The sequence below is a fragment of the Clostridium sp. UBA871 genome, from assembly GCF_002295255.1.
GTDB classification, from domain to species: Bacteria; Bacillota; Clostridia; order Clostridiales; family Clostridiaceae; genus Clostridium_J; species Clostridium_J sulfidigenes.
Window position 1 is genome coordinate 531,830 of record NZ_DBFV01000003.1, and the last position, 16,361, is coordinate 548,190.

A 16,361-nucleotide genomic window follows, 5' to 3' on the forward strand; every position below is an offset into this window, starting at 1 on the left:
AGGAGGAATATTGTGCTTAGAGTAATTGGATTAGAAAAAAGTTTTGGTGATAGTAAAGTTTTAAAAGGTGTAAACCTTGAAATAAAAGAAGGTGAAATTACTGTTATAGTAGGACCCTCTGGAGGTGGAAAAACAACCTTTCTTAGGTGTATAAGTGGATTAACTAAACCTGATAAGGGTTCTATAATAATAAACAACAAGTATTTATACAAAGATGGAGAAGGGGCTCATAGAAAGGAAAAGTTGGAAATACCTATGGATGTGGGGCTAGTATTTCAAAATTTTAATTTATTCCCACATATGAATGTTGTGGAAAATATTACAGAAGCTCCAAGGGTAGTATTGGGAGTTGATATTGAAGAAGCTAAAAATAAAGCCAAAGAAATATTAGGTTTTTTAGGACTTGCAAATAAAGAAAATAGCTATCCATTTCAACTTTCAGGAGGACAAAAACAGCGAGTTGCCATAGGAAGGGCACTTGCAATGAATCCAAAACTTATATGTTTTGATGAACCAACCTCTGCCCTAGATCCAAGCATCACTGAAGAAGTAGCGAATCTTATAAAAAAATTAAGTATTGAAAAGGCCATGACAGTTTTAATTATTACTCATGATATGACTTTTGCAACTATAGTAGCAGATAGAATTTTATCCATGGATAACGGAGTATTAAAAAATGAACATATGTATATTTAAAGTGAGGATAATCTCTTTATGATGGGATTATCCTTCTTTTTGTTTATTATTAGAGGATAGTTTTATAAAAGAAATAGGAAAAGATATTAATGTCCATTAATGTTATATTATATTTTTTGCAAATAATTACTTTATTTAAATCAATGCTTAACAAAATTGTAAAGAAGAACATATTATGTATATATAGATAAAATATTTTTAACTATATAATAGAACCTATCTAATAATTGGAGGAATATTATGGAAAGTTTTTGTAGGATTTGTGATGAATTTGCTGAGATACTTGGAGCAGAAATTCTAAGTACAGAAAATAATGTTTGTACAGTAACATTTATGAGAAATATAAATGCAGAAATATTAGGAAGAAGAACAAAATCACCACTAGCTTTAGCAGCATTATTTTCTTTTGAATCTCCTGATAATAATGGTAGAACTCTTAATTTAGGTGAAACAGTTATACTTCAGAATGAAATAAATGATTTTATATCTGCGCTAAGAGCAAGAGGAATACTAGTAACTGCACTGCATAACCATTGGTTATTTGAGGATCCAAGACTTATGTATATTCATTTTGAGTCAATTGATAGGCCATTAGACTTTGCTAGAAAAGTGGCAGAAGCTCTAAGGGTATTAAGAAAACAGCATAAATAATTTTAATGGGGGCATCACAAAATAAGTAATTAAGTTATGGAGTGATGCTCCTTTTGCTATTTCAAATAAAAATAACCGAAGGTTTTGTTGGGGTTTAGCACCCAAAACATAGCATAATAAATTCAGTTTTAACGTTATTTTTTTCACGTGTAAAAAAACGAGTGAAATTATAGTCACTTTTCAACACTCCAAAAGTACCTTCAACTTGAATTGATCTATTCATTTAAAAGTGTTAAGTTAGGTGACAATAATGAAAGACTAATGTAATAGATGTAAATATGAAGTTAGTTATAAAAAACATATAATTTACTTAAAAGAAACTATAGGAGGATATAAAATGAAAAAATTAATAGGAATTATTGTAAGTATAATAATAGTAGGTGGAGTTTTATTGTTAGTAAGTTCTAACGGTATAATTAATCTAGGTTCAACAAAGTATTACGTTAAAACTGTCAGTGAATATAAGGATATAACAAGTGAGAATAGTGGAGGATACAATACGTATGAGTATAAAATAAATGGGTATGATAAAGATGGAAATGAGAAATTAATTACATTTACAACGTCAAAGATACTAAAGGTTGATAGATATTTAAAGGTATATGTTAAGGGTGAAAAAACAAAGAGTTATGAAGAAGTTGAAATAAAAGAACTACCCGATAAGGTAAAAGAAATCTATAAATTAAATTAGTTTATTATTCAATGTTTTTATTTGAGAAGGAAATTATGTTAATATAGGACTAGAGAAAACATAATTTTTAGGGGATGAAAATACAATGAACGCAATTAATCACTTTAAGACTATAACAAAACATAAGTTATTAGTTATGAAATACTGCTTTAAGGTGGGGTTATATAAACAAGGAATATTACATGATCTTTCTAAGTACTCTTGGGTAGAATTTTCAGCAGGAATAAAGTATTACAGAGGAGATGTTAGTCCTAATGGAATACAAAAGAAGGTGGAAGGATATTCTAAGTCTTGGCTTCATCATAAGGGAAGAAATAAGCATCACTTAGAATATTGGATTGATTATGGTATGAAAATACAAGATGGAATAGTTGGTATGAAAATGCCCAATAATTATGTAGTTGAAATGTTTATTGACAGAATTTGCGCTTGTATGAATTATGAAAAAGAGAAGTATAAAGATAATTCGGCTTTAATATATTATGAAAGGGGTAAGGATTATCAAATTATTCATGAGGACAGTAGGGAATTATTAGAGCTTTTACTTAATAAGTTAGCAAGTGAAGGTGAACAGATAACTCTAGATTATATAAAAAAACAGATTTTAAAATAACATAATAAAGCCATCTGAAAAGAGAAATTACTCCTTTTAGATGGCTTTAATTTTTTAGTTTTTAAATTTTGTACCCTTAGGATAGATTATTTCTATACTACCATCACTGCTACCAGTCATGTGACCTGGATTACCTTTAAAGAGGGTTTTCCCTTTAAAGCAATCAAATTGAGACATTGTACCATAGGAGCTAAGAAGAATAACCTTTTGGTTTTCGTCATAAGTATAGTTAATATATAGTTTGTTATCCTCAAGTTTTGCTGTAACTATAGGGTTTTTGAAATAATTAAGATTTATATAGTCCACTTCATTGTAGGGAAGATGGTATTTTACAATAATATTTTCATAAATTTCTTCTATTGAGGAGTCGCTATAGCGAGTAGTAAAAATATTTTCTTCATCTTCATTAAATTGAGTTACTATTTCAATAGGGATATCAGTGTTAAGATTAGTTAGAGCCACTTCTATTTCTTTTTCTTCAAAATTTTTAAAGGGGTTGTCGTTAACAAAGTTTATGGAATCAGATCCCATTTCACTATTGCTATTGTATGGATAATTATGGGTAAATACACTTAAAGATATCACAATGATAAAACAGAAAAGGGCAATTCCACATAAAATAAATCTAGATTTAGTTGTATTTTTAGTCTCAGCTTTATAATATACTATAGTACTATTTATAACTACAGACAAAATAAGTAAAATTCCTAGGGTTATAGTACACTTTACAACAAATATGCCAAGAAAAGGTTCTTTAGTCCAAAAGCTAAAAAGATTTCCAATAGTAATGAACAGAGCTCCATTGTTAAAGAATGCAGCCACTACAAACATTATGAAAGTAATATAGAAATACATATGAAATTTTTTACTCAAAACATTGATTAACAAAGTCAGGGCAATTAACATGGAGCCATAGAGTAAATTAACTATAAAACCAGAGATTAAGAAAGGTAAATTTATAGGATAAGCAAAAGATATATTAGAATTTAAACTTCCAATTAATGCCCAAATGTTATATTGAATTAGGTATAAAAGTAAAGAAGTTACTGACACTTTTAATAGAGTAATGTAGTTAAACAGAGCATAAGACATAAATCTTGTTTTATTATCCTGGGGAAAAGCTTGATGTTGATTATTGAAGGAGTTATACCACAATAAAGTTCCGATGCTTATACTAATTGCTAGGAAAAGACCATTAGTGGTATAGGTCTGTAGACTGTAGGTAGTTACATCTTTAGAATAAGTGAAAATATCCATAAGAGTTGCAATTAAATCAATTGCAAAAAAGGATGCAAGTAGTATATAAATTATCCAAAGTGCCTTTTTATGCTCTTTTGAGCGTATTTTATATAGATTATTAATATTTTTTAATTGTCTTTTATCCATAACTCCTCCATGCCTCCATTATAATTATTTTCAGTCAGATAAATATATAGCTCTTCTGGACTAATTCTTGAAATATTCAAATTGTTAGTTGATATCTCTATCTCTAAAGATTCTGTAATTAAGCCTTCTATTATTGAAAAGGAGGTTATGTTACTAAAATCTTTATATAGTACTTTTTTATCTTTAATGAAATTTACTAAATTATCAGGATTTCCATCTACTCTATAGGCAGACTCCTTTATAGTATCCATAGCTTCATATAAAACTAAAGACCCATTATTAATTATTATTAGTTCTGAAAGAATATTTTCCAACTCTGATAAAATATGGCTAGAAATAATTATAGTTCGTGGATGTTCTATATAATCTCGTAGTATGATATCATAAACAGATTTACGAGTTTTAATATCCATGCCTAAAATTGGTTCATCAAACATGGTAACCTTGGCACGACAGGAAATACCACATATAAAGTTAAATAAACTTCTCATACCTTGAGATAAATTTTTATACTTAATTTTCATTTTAAGATTAAAATGTTTCAAAAGGTTTTCTGCAAACTTAAGGTCAAAGTTAGGGTACATCATATTATAACACTCAACAATTCTACCTAGACATAAGTTAGATTCATAGGACATATTATGATAGCTATATACAATTTCCTCTAATACCGATAAATTATCCATGGGTTCTTCACCTAAAACCATTAATTCTCCTTCGGTTTTCTCAATTAGACCTGCACATAGTTTCATAAAAGTAGTTTTACCTGAGCCATTACTACCGATTAAACCTATGAGTTGATTTTCATTAATTTCTACAGATAGATTATCTATAGCCACCTTAGATTTATATCTTTTAAAAAGATTTCTAGCTATAATGCAAGAAGTCATATTATTTATCCTCCTTATAGTGTTTTTCTATAGTTTCAAGTACATAATCTTCAGATAAGTCTAATTTTTTTGCTGTATTGACTAGATCTCTTACCAGTTTTTCAAAGGTTTCATTTTTCCTTCTATTCATAATTTTTTTCTTTGCATTGGGAGTTATAATCATAGCTAATCCTCTTTGTTTTTCAAGAATACCTCTTCCTACTAATAAATTAATTCCCTTAGCTGCAGTAGCAGGGTTAACTGTAAGCTCTTTGGCAATTACTAATTGAGAATAGCAAGTACCACTTTCTTCTAAAGTTCCACTAAGAATATCATCTTCAATAGCATTTGCAATTTGAACATATATAGGAACTAGGCTATTTACATCTATTTTCAAGGGTAAACCTCCTTTGTTTCAGGAACTACATTACATGAGTAATGTAGTATTGTACTTTTAGTATATTATCATTAGGAATTAATGTCAATTCTTTTAAAAAAAATAATTAAAATATAAAACGATAATATTTTTATAATATAAATTCAAAACTTATAAAAATGAACATAGAATGAACAAAAATGTGAATATACAGGTGTAATACTGAGAATTAATAAGAAATAAGGGGGAAAAAGGGGAAAAAGAGCGAATATGATACTTTATTTTTTTGTGATTTTATAGTAATATAATTATAGAATATCGATAAATATTGACTCTCAAAGTCAAAATTTGTTGGATTTATATCTAAAATCTTAAAGTACATAGGACAAGTTATTATTTATACGTGTAAAGAAAGTTATGAGTATAATATACAATATAAAATTATTATGAAATAAATAAAGAAATTGATAAGATGGGGAAATGCTGGAAATTATAGAATTTATGCCGTGAAATGGCTAAAAATTTTTTCGTAGGTCTGAAAACGTTTAAAGAACGATGAGGACTAGAATCTTAAATTAAAGCATAAAAATTCTTAATTCATAGGATAATTATACAAAAATACATGAATGTTTCTCATTATTTCATAAAAGTGTGTATATTTAAGAGCATGTTACTAATATAAAATCTTTATTGGCTTATGAATAAAATATTAACTATGTGCTTAAAGTAGATATAAATAATTTAAGCTACTATATGTGGCAAGCACTAATACTAAATTATTGGAGGGATTTACATGGCAAAGAATAAAAGGAAATTATCATTTCCAACTGCTTTTACAGTATTAATTATAGTATTGCTTTTAGCAGCAGCGCTAACTTATGTGATACCAGCTGGTTCATATTCAAAGTTATCTTATAATGCAGATAGCACTGTGTTTGAGATTACTGCTCCCAATGGAGATATAAAAGAAATGCCTGGTACTCAAGAAACTTTAGATGAACTTAAGGTTACTGGTGACATTTCTAAATTTGAAGATGGTAGTATTAATAAACCAGTAGCTATACCAGGTACTTATGAAAAAGTTGAACAAAGTCCACAAGGTATAATTGATATAATTCTATCACCTATTAACGGAGTATATGATACTATAGATATAATTTTATTTGTATTTATTATAGGTGGAGTTATTGGAGTATTAAATAACATTGGTGCATTTAATGCAGGGATTGCAAGTCTTTCAAGATTAACTAAAGGAAAAGAATACATATTGATAGTATTTATTACTTTCTTGATTTCTCTTGGAGGTACTACTTTTGGACTGGCAGAGGAAACAATAGCTCTGTATCCAATAATGGTTCCCGTATTCTTAGCTGCAAACTATGATGTTATGGTATGTATTGCAGCAATATACATGGGTTCTTCTATAGGAAGTATGTTCTCAACAGTAAACCCATTCTCAGTAGTTATAGGTTCTAATGCTGCTGGAATAAGCTTTACAAATGGACTTAACTTCAGAATTATTGCTTTTGTTCTTGGTACTTTAATAACTATAATATATATTTTAAGATATGCTAAGAAAGTTAAAGCAGATCCAAGTAAATCATTAACATTTGCAGACAAAGAAAAAATTGAAGCTAAATTTGCTAGTCAAGGAGAAGCACCAGAATTAACTTTAAGATTCAAAATTATATTGTTAATATTCCTTTTAACCTTTGTAGTTATGATTTATGGAGTTTCTTCTTTGGATTGGTGGTTCGCAGAAATGACAGCTCTATTCTTAGTAACTGGTATAATTATTGGATTCCTATCAAAATTAGGGGAGAAAGAGTTTGTAAACCAATTCGTAACTGGAGCTGCTGATTTAATGAGTGTTGCATTAGTTATAGGGGTTGCTAGAAGTATTAACCTTGTATTAGAAAATGGTATGATTTCTGATACAATACTTAACTTCTTCTCTAATGCTATAGCAGGTATGAACGGAAATATATTTATAGTACTAATGCTTTTAATATTTATAGTACTTGGATTCTTTATTCCTTCTTCATCAGGACTGGCTGTTCTATCCATTCCCATTATGGCTCCTCTTGCAGATTCAGTTGGACTTTCAAGAGATGTTATAATTTCAGCTTATGTATACGGATTAGGATTAATTTCATTTATTACTCCAACAGGATTAATTCTTGCAACATTAGAGATGGTTGATGTAACTTATGACAAGTGGTTAAAATTTATAATGCCTCTAATGGGATATATAGCAGCATTTAGTGCAATAATGCTATTAATACAAGTTAATTTTTAATATGAAATAGTAAAACTTTATAGAATTTAAAAAAATCCCCCTAGGATAGGCTAATTATAGTCTATCCTAGGGGGTATTTATATATATGATAGTTATTTCTTTTGATTTAGCAATATAAGAAATAAAAGTTGTTATAGTTAAATATTTAACATAAATAATAATTTATAAAAAATATTAACTATAAATAGTATATTAGTTATAAGTTTCATAAAAAATAATATAATGTAATATAGCATATTGTAAAAGAAAACAAGGGATGCTACAATATGCAATAAGATGAATATATAGGGAGGGAATTTGATGAAAAAAGAAGACAGTTTTAAACCGTTCATTTCTGCTGAAAAAGTCGTACCCGAATTTACATTAACATCTATTATTTTAGGAATTTTACTGGCAGTACTTTTTGGTGGAGCCAATGCTTACTTAGGTCTTAGAGTTGGTATGACAGTATCAGCTTCAATTCCAGCAGCGGTTATCTCAATGGGAGTTATACGTGTTATTCTAAGAAAAGACTCCATTCTTGAAAACAACATAGTTCAGACAATTGGTTCTGCTGGTGAATCACTTGCAGCTGGAGCTATTTTCACATTACCAGCATTATTTATGTGGGCATCAGAATGGGGAACAGAAGCACCATCTTTACTGGAAATTGGAATTATCGCACTTTGTGGTGGTATTCTCGGTGTTTTATTTATGGTACCACTTCGTAAAGCTCTTATTGTTGAAGAACATGGAGTGCTTCCATATCCAGAAGGAACTGCTTGTGCAGAAGTTTTACTTGCTGGTGAACAGGGAGGAGCAAAATCTTCTACAGTGTTTGCAGGTCTTGGAATAGCTGCATTATACAAATTTATTGCTGATGGATTAAAGTTATTTCCAAGTGAAGTACATTATGAACTTACAGGCTATAAGGGATCTGGAGTAGGTATAGACGTACTTCCAGCACTAGCAGGAGTAGGTTATATATGTGGACCTAAGATATCTGCATACATGTTATCTGGTGGAATAGTTGCTTGGTTTGTATTAATGCCATTAATTAGTTTATTTGGCGGAGATGCAGTTATATACCCAGGTGCAGATCCTATAAGCGCTATGGATTCTTTTACAATTTGGAGTAAATATATCCGTTACATCGGTGCAGGTGCTGTTGCAATGGGGGGTATTTTAAGCTTAGTGAAGTCACTACCATTAATTGTGAAAACATTTAGGCAAGCGATGAAGAGCTACGGTAGAAGTAACACTATTAGTGACCTTAGAACAGAACAAGATTTACCTATGAAAGGTATTTTAGCAGCTTGCTTAATAATTATTATATTAATGTGGCTAGTACCTGTAATTCCTGTAAATCTAGTTGGTGCAATTATAATTGTAGTATTTGGATTCTTCTTTGCTACAGTATCTTCTAGAATGGTAGGATTAGTAGGAAGTAGTAATAACCCAGTATCAGGAATGGCAATTGGAACATTATTGTTTGCAACAATTATTTTAAAAGCTACAGGAACTATTGGACAAGAGGGTATGACTGCTGCAATCGCAATTGGTTCAATTATATGTATTATAGCAGCTATTGCTGGTGATACATCACAGGATTTAAAAACTGGTTATATCATTGGTGCAACACCTAAAAAACAACAAATCGGCGAGTTAATTGGAGTGCTAGTATCTGCCATAGCTATAGGTGGAGTGTTATACCTATTAAATAAGGCATGGGGTTATGGTTCTACAGAATTACCAGCGCCACAGGCAACATTAATGAAGATGGTAGTAGAAGGTGTAATGGAAGGAAATCTTCCTTGGGCACTAGTATTTGCAGGTGCAGGTATTGCAATTGTAATTGAGATACTAGGAATTCCAGTATTACCATTTGCTGTAGGACTTTATTTACCAATTCACTTAAGTACACCAATTATGGCTGGTGGATTAGTAAGATTATACTTTGATAAGAAGAAAAATGTTTCAGAAGAAGAAAGAGGTCAAGTTGTTGAGAATGGTATTTTATACACCTCAGGTTTAATTGCTGGTGAAGGATTAGTAGGTATTTTACTTGCAGTATTTGCAATTATCCCAATTGGAGCATCTACTCTTGGTGATGTAATTAATATTTCAGAAACTATAAGTTTAGGCAATATTGGTGGTTTAATCTTCTTCTTGTTCTTAATATTCACAATATTCAAATTCAGTGCATCTAAAAATAAGATTAGAAAATAGAAATTATTTCTTGCAATAGTCTATTAAAATAAAAAATAAGTTATCCGACCTAGGGAAAACCTAGGCCGGATATTATTTAATAGGAAGTGAATAGTCATGTTAAATAAAGAAAAAAGTGCACAGAAGGAAAATTATTTAGATTACATTCCAAAGAAAAATGAAGAATACACTTGGTCTTTAAATGAAAAAAAACTAGTAGTAGTAGATATACCTAATAAAGGACTTCATAATAGAATTGCTCAAAAATTCTTCCACAAACCTAAAGTTAGCCATATAGAGCTAGATGCCTATGGAACTTTCATATGGAATTATATCGATGGAATGAATACAATTTTTGGTATTTCGGAAGAGGTAAAGAAACACTTTGGTAAAGAAGCAGAGCCTTTACTAAACCGTTTAGTAAAATTTTTTCAAATTCTTCACGAGAATAAATTTATTCTTTACATAGGGAAGGAGAATAAATAATGCCAATTAGAATTCAAACAATTATAGGTATTTTATTATTTGCAGTAGCTACTGCTATTATATATGCATGGGGACTAAAAAAATCAGGTGCACAACAGAAGGATCTTTTACAAATCTTATATAGCAAGGGTGCCCAAAAAGTAATTAAGAAGTTAAAAACACAAAAGTTCATTACAAAATCGGAAATAGAGCAAGAAGTTTTAGGCGTTACAGCTTCCCAATTCTATAGCAGAAAAAAAGCTGTAGTCACTGACAAAAAAGAATTTACAAGAACTTTAATAGAATTTATGATGAATAAAAATCTAATCATGGAAGATGTTGATAGTAATAAAAGGGTGTATAAATTAAGATAATAAAAATAAATTAAATATAACAAAAGTGTGCACAATCATATGATTTTGCACACTTTTTCTATAACTAATTATAAAGTTTTTGGTGGTTTTCTCCAAAGAGTTTCATTTACTGCTCTTACAGTTTTAGTAAACTTTTCACAAGTAACAGAAATTTCTATTTTTTCTTCTGAAGATAACCTTTCACTAGAGAATAATCTCTTTATTCCATAGCCAAAGCCTAAGGTTCCAAAGCCGAACTGCATTTCTGGAATTCTGCCCTTGCTTAGATTCATATCCATAGGTTTTTGATTTTTTAGTATATCTTGCTTAGTTTCGGCAGGATGTTTATCCCAGAAGTACTTATATTCAGGGTTTAATTTATATGCAGTTTCATGAACTTCCTTAAATAAAGTGAACTTTACATAAATATTATTCATGGCATTTTCTAATCTTTTTCTTGCTTTTGCATTTGCTTTTTCAATCTTTTTTTCCTTTGACATTAAAATTCCTCCAAAATCACTATATGTATATAATAATTACTATTCAAACAAATAATAAGGTATAAATATCATTATATATAGAATTCTATACAAATGCAAACTTTTACACAGTCATGTGAAGAATTATGTGCTACAACGGTTGACGCAGTAATTGATTAAAGTTAGTCTATCAAATTAAAGATATAGTAAGAATAAAAAAATGTATGAAGTTTTATAGATTTACAACATATTTATGAAAATATATTATTTGACATTGGATATAATAAATTTTATAATTAAAGTGAAAATATAATTAAATAAATTCATATATATGAATTTATTTTTAAGAGTATAAATTTTATTTATCAATGTGAGTTGAGGTGATATGTTGAACTTGCCAAAGATTATTAATATTCAAAAGTATTCTATCCATGATGGGAATGGAATTCGTACCACCATTTTTTTCAAGGGATGTCCACTATCTTGTCTATGGTGTCATAATCCAGAAAGTCAAAATTATAGTGAAGAACTTATGTACAATGAAGAAAAATGTACAGGGTGTATGGCATGTATAGATAGTTGTCCTCAAAGGGCAATTTCAAAGGAAGAAAAATGCGTTGTTACAGATAAAATCAAGTGTGATCTTTGTAAGGAATGTATTGACTATTGTGTAAATAATGCTCGTGAAATTGTGGGGAAAGAATATACAGTAGCACAGCTTGTTAAGGAAGCAGAAAAAGATAGAATGTTTTATGAGGAATCAAGTGGAGGGATTACATTATCTGGCGGAGAGGTTATGACTCAAAACATGGACTATATAGAAGAATTATTAAAAAAATTGAAGAAAAAGGGATATAACATTGCCATTGATACTTGTGGTCAAGCTCCCTACGAAAATTATAATAGAATACTTAAGTATGTAGATACTTTTTTATATGATATAAAACTTATGGATAATGAAAAGCATATAAAATATATAGGAAAGTCTAATAATCTTATTCTTGAAAACTTAAAAAAGTTAAGTGAAGCTGGAGCAAATATCAATATAAGGATACCCTTGGTAGAAGGGGTTAATGCAGATGATGAATCTATAGAAGAATTAATAAAATTTTTAAAGAATAATATAAATGTACATAAGATAAATTTACTTCCTTATCATAATACAGGGAAGAGCAAATATGAAAGACTTCAAAAGGTCTATGAAGGAGTTAACTTTGAAGCACCTAGTAAGGAAAGAATGGAGACTGTAAAGGGGAAATTTGAAAAGGCTGGATTTATAAATATAAAAATAGGAGGTTAATTCATGGAAAGAGGCATGAATGAAAGAATAAAAAAATTAAGGACTCAAAGTGTAAACACTGTTCCTCATATATATATGGAGAGAGCTAAGCTAATGACTGAGGCCTATAAGAAGTATGAAGGTTCTGTATCAATTCCAGAAATGAGAGCTTTAGCATTTAAGTATTTTATGGAGAACAAAACTTTATGCATTAATGATGGGGAACTTATAGTTGGAGAAAAAGGAGATGGACCACAGGCAGCTCCAACATTTCCAGAACTATGTTGTCATACCCTTGAAGATATGCACATAATGAATGATAGAGAATTAATTTGCTTTAAAGTAAATGAAGAGGATTTAAAAACTCAGGAAGAAGAAATTATTCCTTACTGGGAAAAAAGATCTATTAGAAATAAAATTATAAATGCCATGAGTGATAAGTGGAAGTCGTGTTATGAAAGTGGAATTTTTACTGAGTTCATGGAGCAAAGAGGTCCAGGGCATACAGTAGGCTCTGAAAATATATACAAAAAAGGATTCTTAGATTATAAAAATGAAATTAAGGAAGCTATATGTAAATTGGATTTTTTAAATGACAAAGAAGCATTTTCAAAAAGAGAGCAACTAAATGCTATGAGTATTAGCTGTGATGCTATTATGATTCTAGGGGAGAGATATGCTAAATATGCTAGAGATCTAGCTAGCAAAGAAATAGATGAGAAAAGAAAAAAGGAGCTACTTCAAATTGCAGCGAACTGTGAAGTAGTACCAGCCCATGCTCCAAGGACTTACTGGCAGGCAATACAGATGTATTGGTTTGTTCATTTAGGAGTAACTACAGAATTAAATCCTTGGGATGCATATAGTCCAGGAAGACTTGATCAACACTTAAATCCTTTCTATGAAAGAGATGCAGAGGAAGGTATTTTAGATGAAGATAAGGCTAAGGAACTTTTGGAATGTCTATGGATTAAGTTTAATAATCAACCATCACCTCCAAAGGTAGGAGTAACCTTAAAGGAAAGTGGTACCTACACTGACTTTGCTAACATTAACACTGGTGGAATTACACCTGAAGGGCAAGATGGAGTAAATGATATAAGCTATTTAATCCTAGATTGCATGGATGAAATGCAGCTGCTTCAGCCAAGCTCAAATGTACAAATCAGTAAAAAAACCCCTAAGAGATTCCTGAAAAGAGCTTGTGAAATCTCTAGAGAGGGATGGGGTCAACCTGCCTTTTATAATACAGAGGCCATTGTACAAGAACTTCTTAATGCAGGTAAATCCATAGAGGATGCAAGAAGAGGTGGTACTAGTGGATGTGTTGAAACTGGAGCATTTGGAAATGAAGCCTATATTTTAACAGGATACTTTAACCTACCGAAGATATTAGAATTAACATTATTTAATGGATATGATAAAGTAAGTGGTAAGCAACTAGGATTAGAATTAGGATATGCTAAGGAATTTAAAAACTATGAAGAGTTATTTAGTGCTTATAAAAAACAAATAGAGTATTTTGCAGATATAAAAATAGAAGGAAGTAATATCATTGAAAAAATATATGCAGATTATATGCCTGCACCTTTTCTTTCAATTATAACTAATGATTGCATAAGAAAAGGAAAAGACTACAATGCAGGAGGAGCTCGTTACAATACTAACTATATACAAGGGGTTGGTATAGGAACTATTACTGATTCTCTAGCTGCTATAAAATATAATGTCTATGATAAAAAGAAATTTACCATGGAAAAATTGATAGAAGCCATAGAAAATAACTTTAAAGGCAATGAGATAATTGCAAATCTAGTTAGAAATAAAACTCCCAAATACGGTAATGACGATGATTATGCTGATGAAATCATGACATCAGTATTTGATGCGTATAATAAAATAATAACTGGTAGACCAAATGTTAAAGGCGGATGTTATAGAATCAATATGCTACCGACTACTTGCCATGTTTACTTTGGAGAAGTGATGATAGCTAGTCCAAATGGTCGTCTTGCTCATAAACCAGTATCAGAAGGGATATCACCTGAAAAGGGAGCAGATACTAATGGACCAACGGCGGTTATAAAATCAGCCTCTAAGATGGATCATCTAAGAACTGGAGGAACTCTTCTAAATCAAAAATTCACCCCAAGTGTAGTAGCAGGAGAAGAAGGACTAGACCACATGGCTAACTTAGTAAGAGCTTATTTCAATATGGATGGCCATCATATTCAATTCAATGTAATTGATAGAGAAACTTTAATAGAAGCTCAAAAATATCCTGAAGATTATAAGGATTTAATAGTAAGAGTTGCAGGTTACAGTGACCACTTCAGAAATCTAAGCAAAGAACTTCAGGACGAAATAATAAACAGAACAGAACAGCGATTTAACTGACACTCCAAATCTATGATTTGGTTAGTGGAAGTTACTCCACCGAGTGAATGCGAGGCGGAGCATATTATAAAAATATAAATATAAAGGGGTCTTTAAAATGGGAATGAAGTTAGGATTTATTGGTTGTGGAAATATGGCAAAAGCTATGATCGGAGGAATTATTTCATCTAAGATTCTTAGTGCAGAGGAAATTATAGCTTCTGATTCATATGCTGAAGGATTAGCTAACACAAATAAGGAGCTAGGTATAAATATTACTGCTGATAATAAAGAAGTAGCAATGAATAGTCATGTGATAGTTTTATCTATAAAGCCTCAATATTATGATAATGTAATTAAAGAAATTTCATCTGTGATTAAGGATGAAACTATCATAGTAACTATAGCACCAGGTCAAAGTCTTGAAAAATTACAAGGTCAATTTGGAAGAGCTGTGAAGATAGTTAGAACTATGCCAAATACGCCAGCTCTTGTAGGAGAAGGAATCACTGGAGTGTGTAAAAATGCTTTAGTCAGTGAAGAAGAATTAAATTATATATGTAATATTTTAAGTGGCTTTGGAAAAGCAGAAGTTGTAGAGGAAAGAATGATGGATGCAGTTATGGCTGTAAGTGGAAGTTCACCGGCTTATGTATTTATGTTTATTGAAGCCATGGCAGATGCAGCGGTAATGGAAGGCATGCCAAGGGATAAAGCTTACAAGTTTGCAGCTCAAGCAGTTTATGGTAGTGCTAAGATGGTAATGGAAACAGGTAAACATCCAGGAGAATTAAAGGATATGGTATGTTCTCCAGGAGGTACGACTATAGAAGCGGTGAGAGTTTTAGAAGAAAGAGGTTTACGTAGCAGTGTCATTGAAGCTATGAAGGCATGTGTAGAAAAGGCAGGAAAAATGTAGAGTTATTAAAGTTATCCCCTGTCTATTGATATCCCCGACATGTTAAATCATTATCACTCTTTAATATGTTACAGTAGACAGTTAACCTTAAATTACAACACACAAACAATGAAAAAGAACTATAGGAAGGATATGTGTCCTTCCTATAGTTCTTTTTGAATGTTATTAGAAGTACTATTTTCTAGGTTTTATGCTAAGGTCTATAGTATAGGATAGTTCGCCCTCATCTAGGTATAAACCATGTATCATAATAGTGTAAATAGATTCGTAGTTAGGGCTTAATTTTCGTAAATAAGCATCATGATTTTCACTTTCTTCATATATACTTTTAAATTGTAAAAAATCTTCATATCTAATAACTTCCTCTCCAAAAAAGTTATTTAATGCTTTACCACTTTCATAACAATCATTAAAAGCATTTTCAGTAAGCTCAGAAAGGTCCCATCTACTACTTGTGGTATTTTTTAGAATATGGTTATTATTAGTAGTAGAAGAAATAAAGTAAAATTCATGATAAGCGTTATCTATATGGCTAAGCCATTTTTTATCATCTTCAGACTTAGAAGTAGGCTTCCACTCGCATGTAATATAGTTACAGTCTTTATCTATATTATAATAGGGTAAATTTTTACCCATTGCATCATGTATTTTTTTTTCAGTTTCTAATGTATATGATTCCATTATGTTGCTATATTTATTATAATAAATTATTGTTCCAGATA

The 16,361-nt window shown here is 30.4% G+C and carries 16 protein-coding genes and 1 pseudogene; 11 read left to right on the forward strand and 6 right to left on the reverse strand.

Annotation, left to right across the window (positions count from 1 at the left end):
- Nucleotides 1-12: 12 nt before the first annotated feature.
- Together B3086_RS04130 and B3086_RS04135 are read left to right on the forward strand one after the other, a co-directional pair.
- Nucleotides 13-696, forward strand: a complete 684-nt coding sequence (locus B3086_RS04130) for an amino acid ABC transporter ATP-binding protein (protein WP_346892802.1) — start codon at nucleotides 13-15, stop codon at nucleotides 694-696.
- Nucleotides 697-936: 240 nt separating this feature from the next.
- Nucleotides 937-1,347, forward strand: a complete 411-nt coding sequence (locus B3086_RS04135) for a DUF1259 domain-containing protein (protein WP_346849091.1) — start codon at nucleotides 937-939, stop codon at nucleotides 1,345-1,347.
- A gap of 100 nt (nucleotides 1,348-1,447) precedes the next feature.
- Here the strand turns inward: B3086_RS04135 and B3086_RS04140 are convergent.
- A pseudogene (locus B3086_RS04140) lies at nucleotides 1,448-1,570 on the reverse strand (transposase); the annotation flags it as partial.
- Between the two features lie 114 nt (nucleotides 1,571-1,684).
- On the opposite strand from B3086_RS04140, the gene B3086_RS04145 reads away from it, so the two are divergent.
- Together B3086_RS04145 and B3086_RS04150 are read left to right on the forward strand one after the other, a co-directional pair.
- Nucleotides 1,685-2,038 (forward strand): YxeA family protein, encoded by a 354-nt coding sequence (locus tag B3086_RS04145; protein WP_346879584.1) that lies wholly within the window; start codon nucleotides 1,685-1,687, stop codon nucleotides 2,036-2,038.
- 85 nt (nucleotides 2,039-2,123) lie between these two features.
- Nucleotides 2,124-2,651, forward strand: coding sequence for a DUF5662 family protein (locus B3086_RS04150; protein WP_346849089.1), 528 nt, complete (start codon nucleotides 2,124-2,126; stop codon nucleotides 2,649-2,651).
- 54 nt (nucleotides 2,652-2,705) lie between these two features.
- On the opposite strand, the gene B3086_RS04155 is transcribed toward B3086_RS04150, so the two are convergent.
- Genes B3086_RS04155 through B3086_RS04165 form a run of 3 tightly spaced genes read right to left on the reverse strand, consistent with a single transcriptional unit; the run spans nucleotide 2,706 to nucleotide 5,303 of the window.
- Entirely contained in the window at nucleotides 2,706-4,037 is a 1,332-nt protein-coding gene (locus tag B3086_RS04155) for a hypothetical protein (protein WP_346892804.1), read from the reverse strand.
- Nucleotides 4,019-4,927 (reverse strand): ABC transporter ATP-binding protein, encoded by a 909-nt coding sequence (locus tag B3086_RS04160; protein WP_346892806.1) that lies wholly within the window; start codon nucleotides 4,925-4,927, stop codon nucleotides 4,019-4,021. The genes B3086_RS04155 and B3086_RS04160 overlap by 19 nt, the downstream gene beginning before the upstream one ends.
- Before the next feature lies 1 nt (nucleotide 4,928).
- Nucleotides 4,929-5,303: a GntR family transcriptional regulator gene (locus B3086_RS04165; RefSeq protein WP_346849086.1), complete on the reverse strand. Its 375-nt coding sequence runs from the start codon at nucleotides 5,301-5,303 to the stop codon at nucleotides 4,929-4,931.
- Nucleotides 5,304-6,075: 772 nt separating this feature from the next.
- On the opposite strand from B3086_RS04165, the gene B3086_RS04170 reads away from it, so the two are divergent.
- The 4 genes from B3086_RS04170 to B3086_RS04185 all read left to right on the forward strand — a co-directional run bounded on the left by B3086_RS04170 (nucleotide 6,076) and on the right by B3086_RS04185 (nucleotide 10,607).
- A complete protein-coding gene (locus B3086_RS04170; protein WP_035131673.1) occupies nucleotides 6,076-7,581 on the forward strand; it encodes a YfcC family protein in 1,506 nt (501 codons plus the stop codon).
- Nucleotides 7,582-7,881: 300 nt separating this feature from the next.
- Entirely contained in the window at nucleotides 7,882-9,789 is a 1,908-nt protein-coding gene (locus B3086_RS04175) for an OPT family oligopeptide transporter (protein WP_346877960.1), read from the forward strand.
- 96 nt (nucleotides 9,790-9,885) lie between these two features.
- Nucleotides 9,886-10,254 carry a PqqD family protein gene (locus tag B3086_RS04180; RefSeq protein WP_346849084.1) on the forward strand — a complete coding sequence of 123 codons (369 nt, stop codon included), beginning with the start codon at nucleotides 9,886-9,888 and terminating at the stop codon, nucleotides 10,252-10,254.
- Nucleotides 10,254-10,607 (forward strand): hypothetical protein, encoded by a 354-nt coding sequence (locus B3086_RS04185; protein ID WP_346877958.1) that lies wholly within the window; start codon nucleotides 10,254-10,256, stop codon nucleotides 10,605-10,607. The genes B3086_RS04180 and B3086_RS04185 overlap by 1 nt, the downstream gene beginning before the upstream one ends.
- A gap of 68 nt (nucleotides 10,608-10,675) precedes the next feature.
- Here the strand turns inward: B3086_RS04185 and B3086_RS04190 are convergent, their stop codons facing one another.
- On the reverse strand, nucleotides 10,676-11,086 hold the full coding sequence (locus B3086_RS04190; RefSeq protein ID WP_346877957.1) for a hypothetical protein: 411 nt from the start codon (nucleotides 11,084-11,086) through the stop codon (nucleotides 10,676-10,678).
- 367 nt (nucleotides 11,087-11,453) lie between these two features.
- On the opposite strand from B3086_RS04190, the gene B3086_RS04195 reads away from it, so the two are divergent.
- From B3086_RS04195 to proC, 3 genes are all read left to right on the forward strand, one after another.
- Nucleotides 11,454-12,365 (forward strand): trans-4-hydroxy-L-proline dehydratase activase, encoded by a 912-nt coding sequence (locus B3086_RS04195; protein ID WP_156964313.1) that lies wholly within the window; start codon nucleotides 11,454-11,456, stop codon nucleotides 12,363-12,365.
- Between the two features lie 3 nt (nucleotides 12,366-12,368).
- The gene (hypD, locus tag B3086_RS04200; protein ID WP_346877956.1) at nucleotides 12,369-14,741 is read left to right on the forward strand and encodes a trans-4-hydroxy-L-proline dehydratase; all 2,373 of its coding nucleotides are present in this window, start codon (nucleotides 12,369-12,371) and stop codon (nucleotides 14,739-14,741) included.
- Nucleotides 14,742-14,838: 97 nt separating this feature from the next.
- Nucleotides 14,839-15,639: a pyrroline-5-carboxylate reductase gene (proC, locus tag B3086_RS04205; protein WP_346849080.1), complete on the forward strand. Its 801-nt coding sequence runs from the start codon at nucleotides 14,839-14,841 to the stop codon at nucleotides 15,637-15,639.
- Nucleotides 15,640-15,813: 174 nt separating this feature from the next.
- Here proC and B3086_RS04210 read toward each other — a convergent pair whose 3' ends face one another.
- Nucleotides 15,814-16,320 carry a hypothetical protein gene (locus B3086_RS04210; protein WP_346877955.1) on the reverse strand — a complete coding sequence of 169 codons (507 nt, stop codon included), beginning with the start codon at nucleotides 16,318-16,320 and terminating at the stop codon, nucleotides 15,814-15,816.
- Nucleotides 16,321-16,361 lie beyond the last annotated feature (41 nt).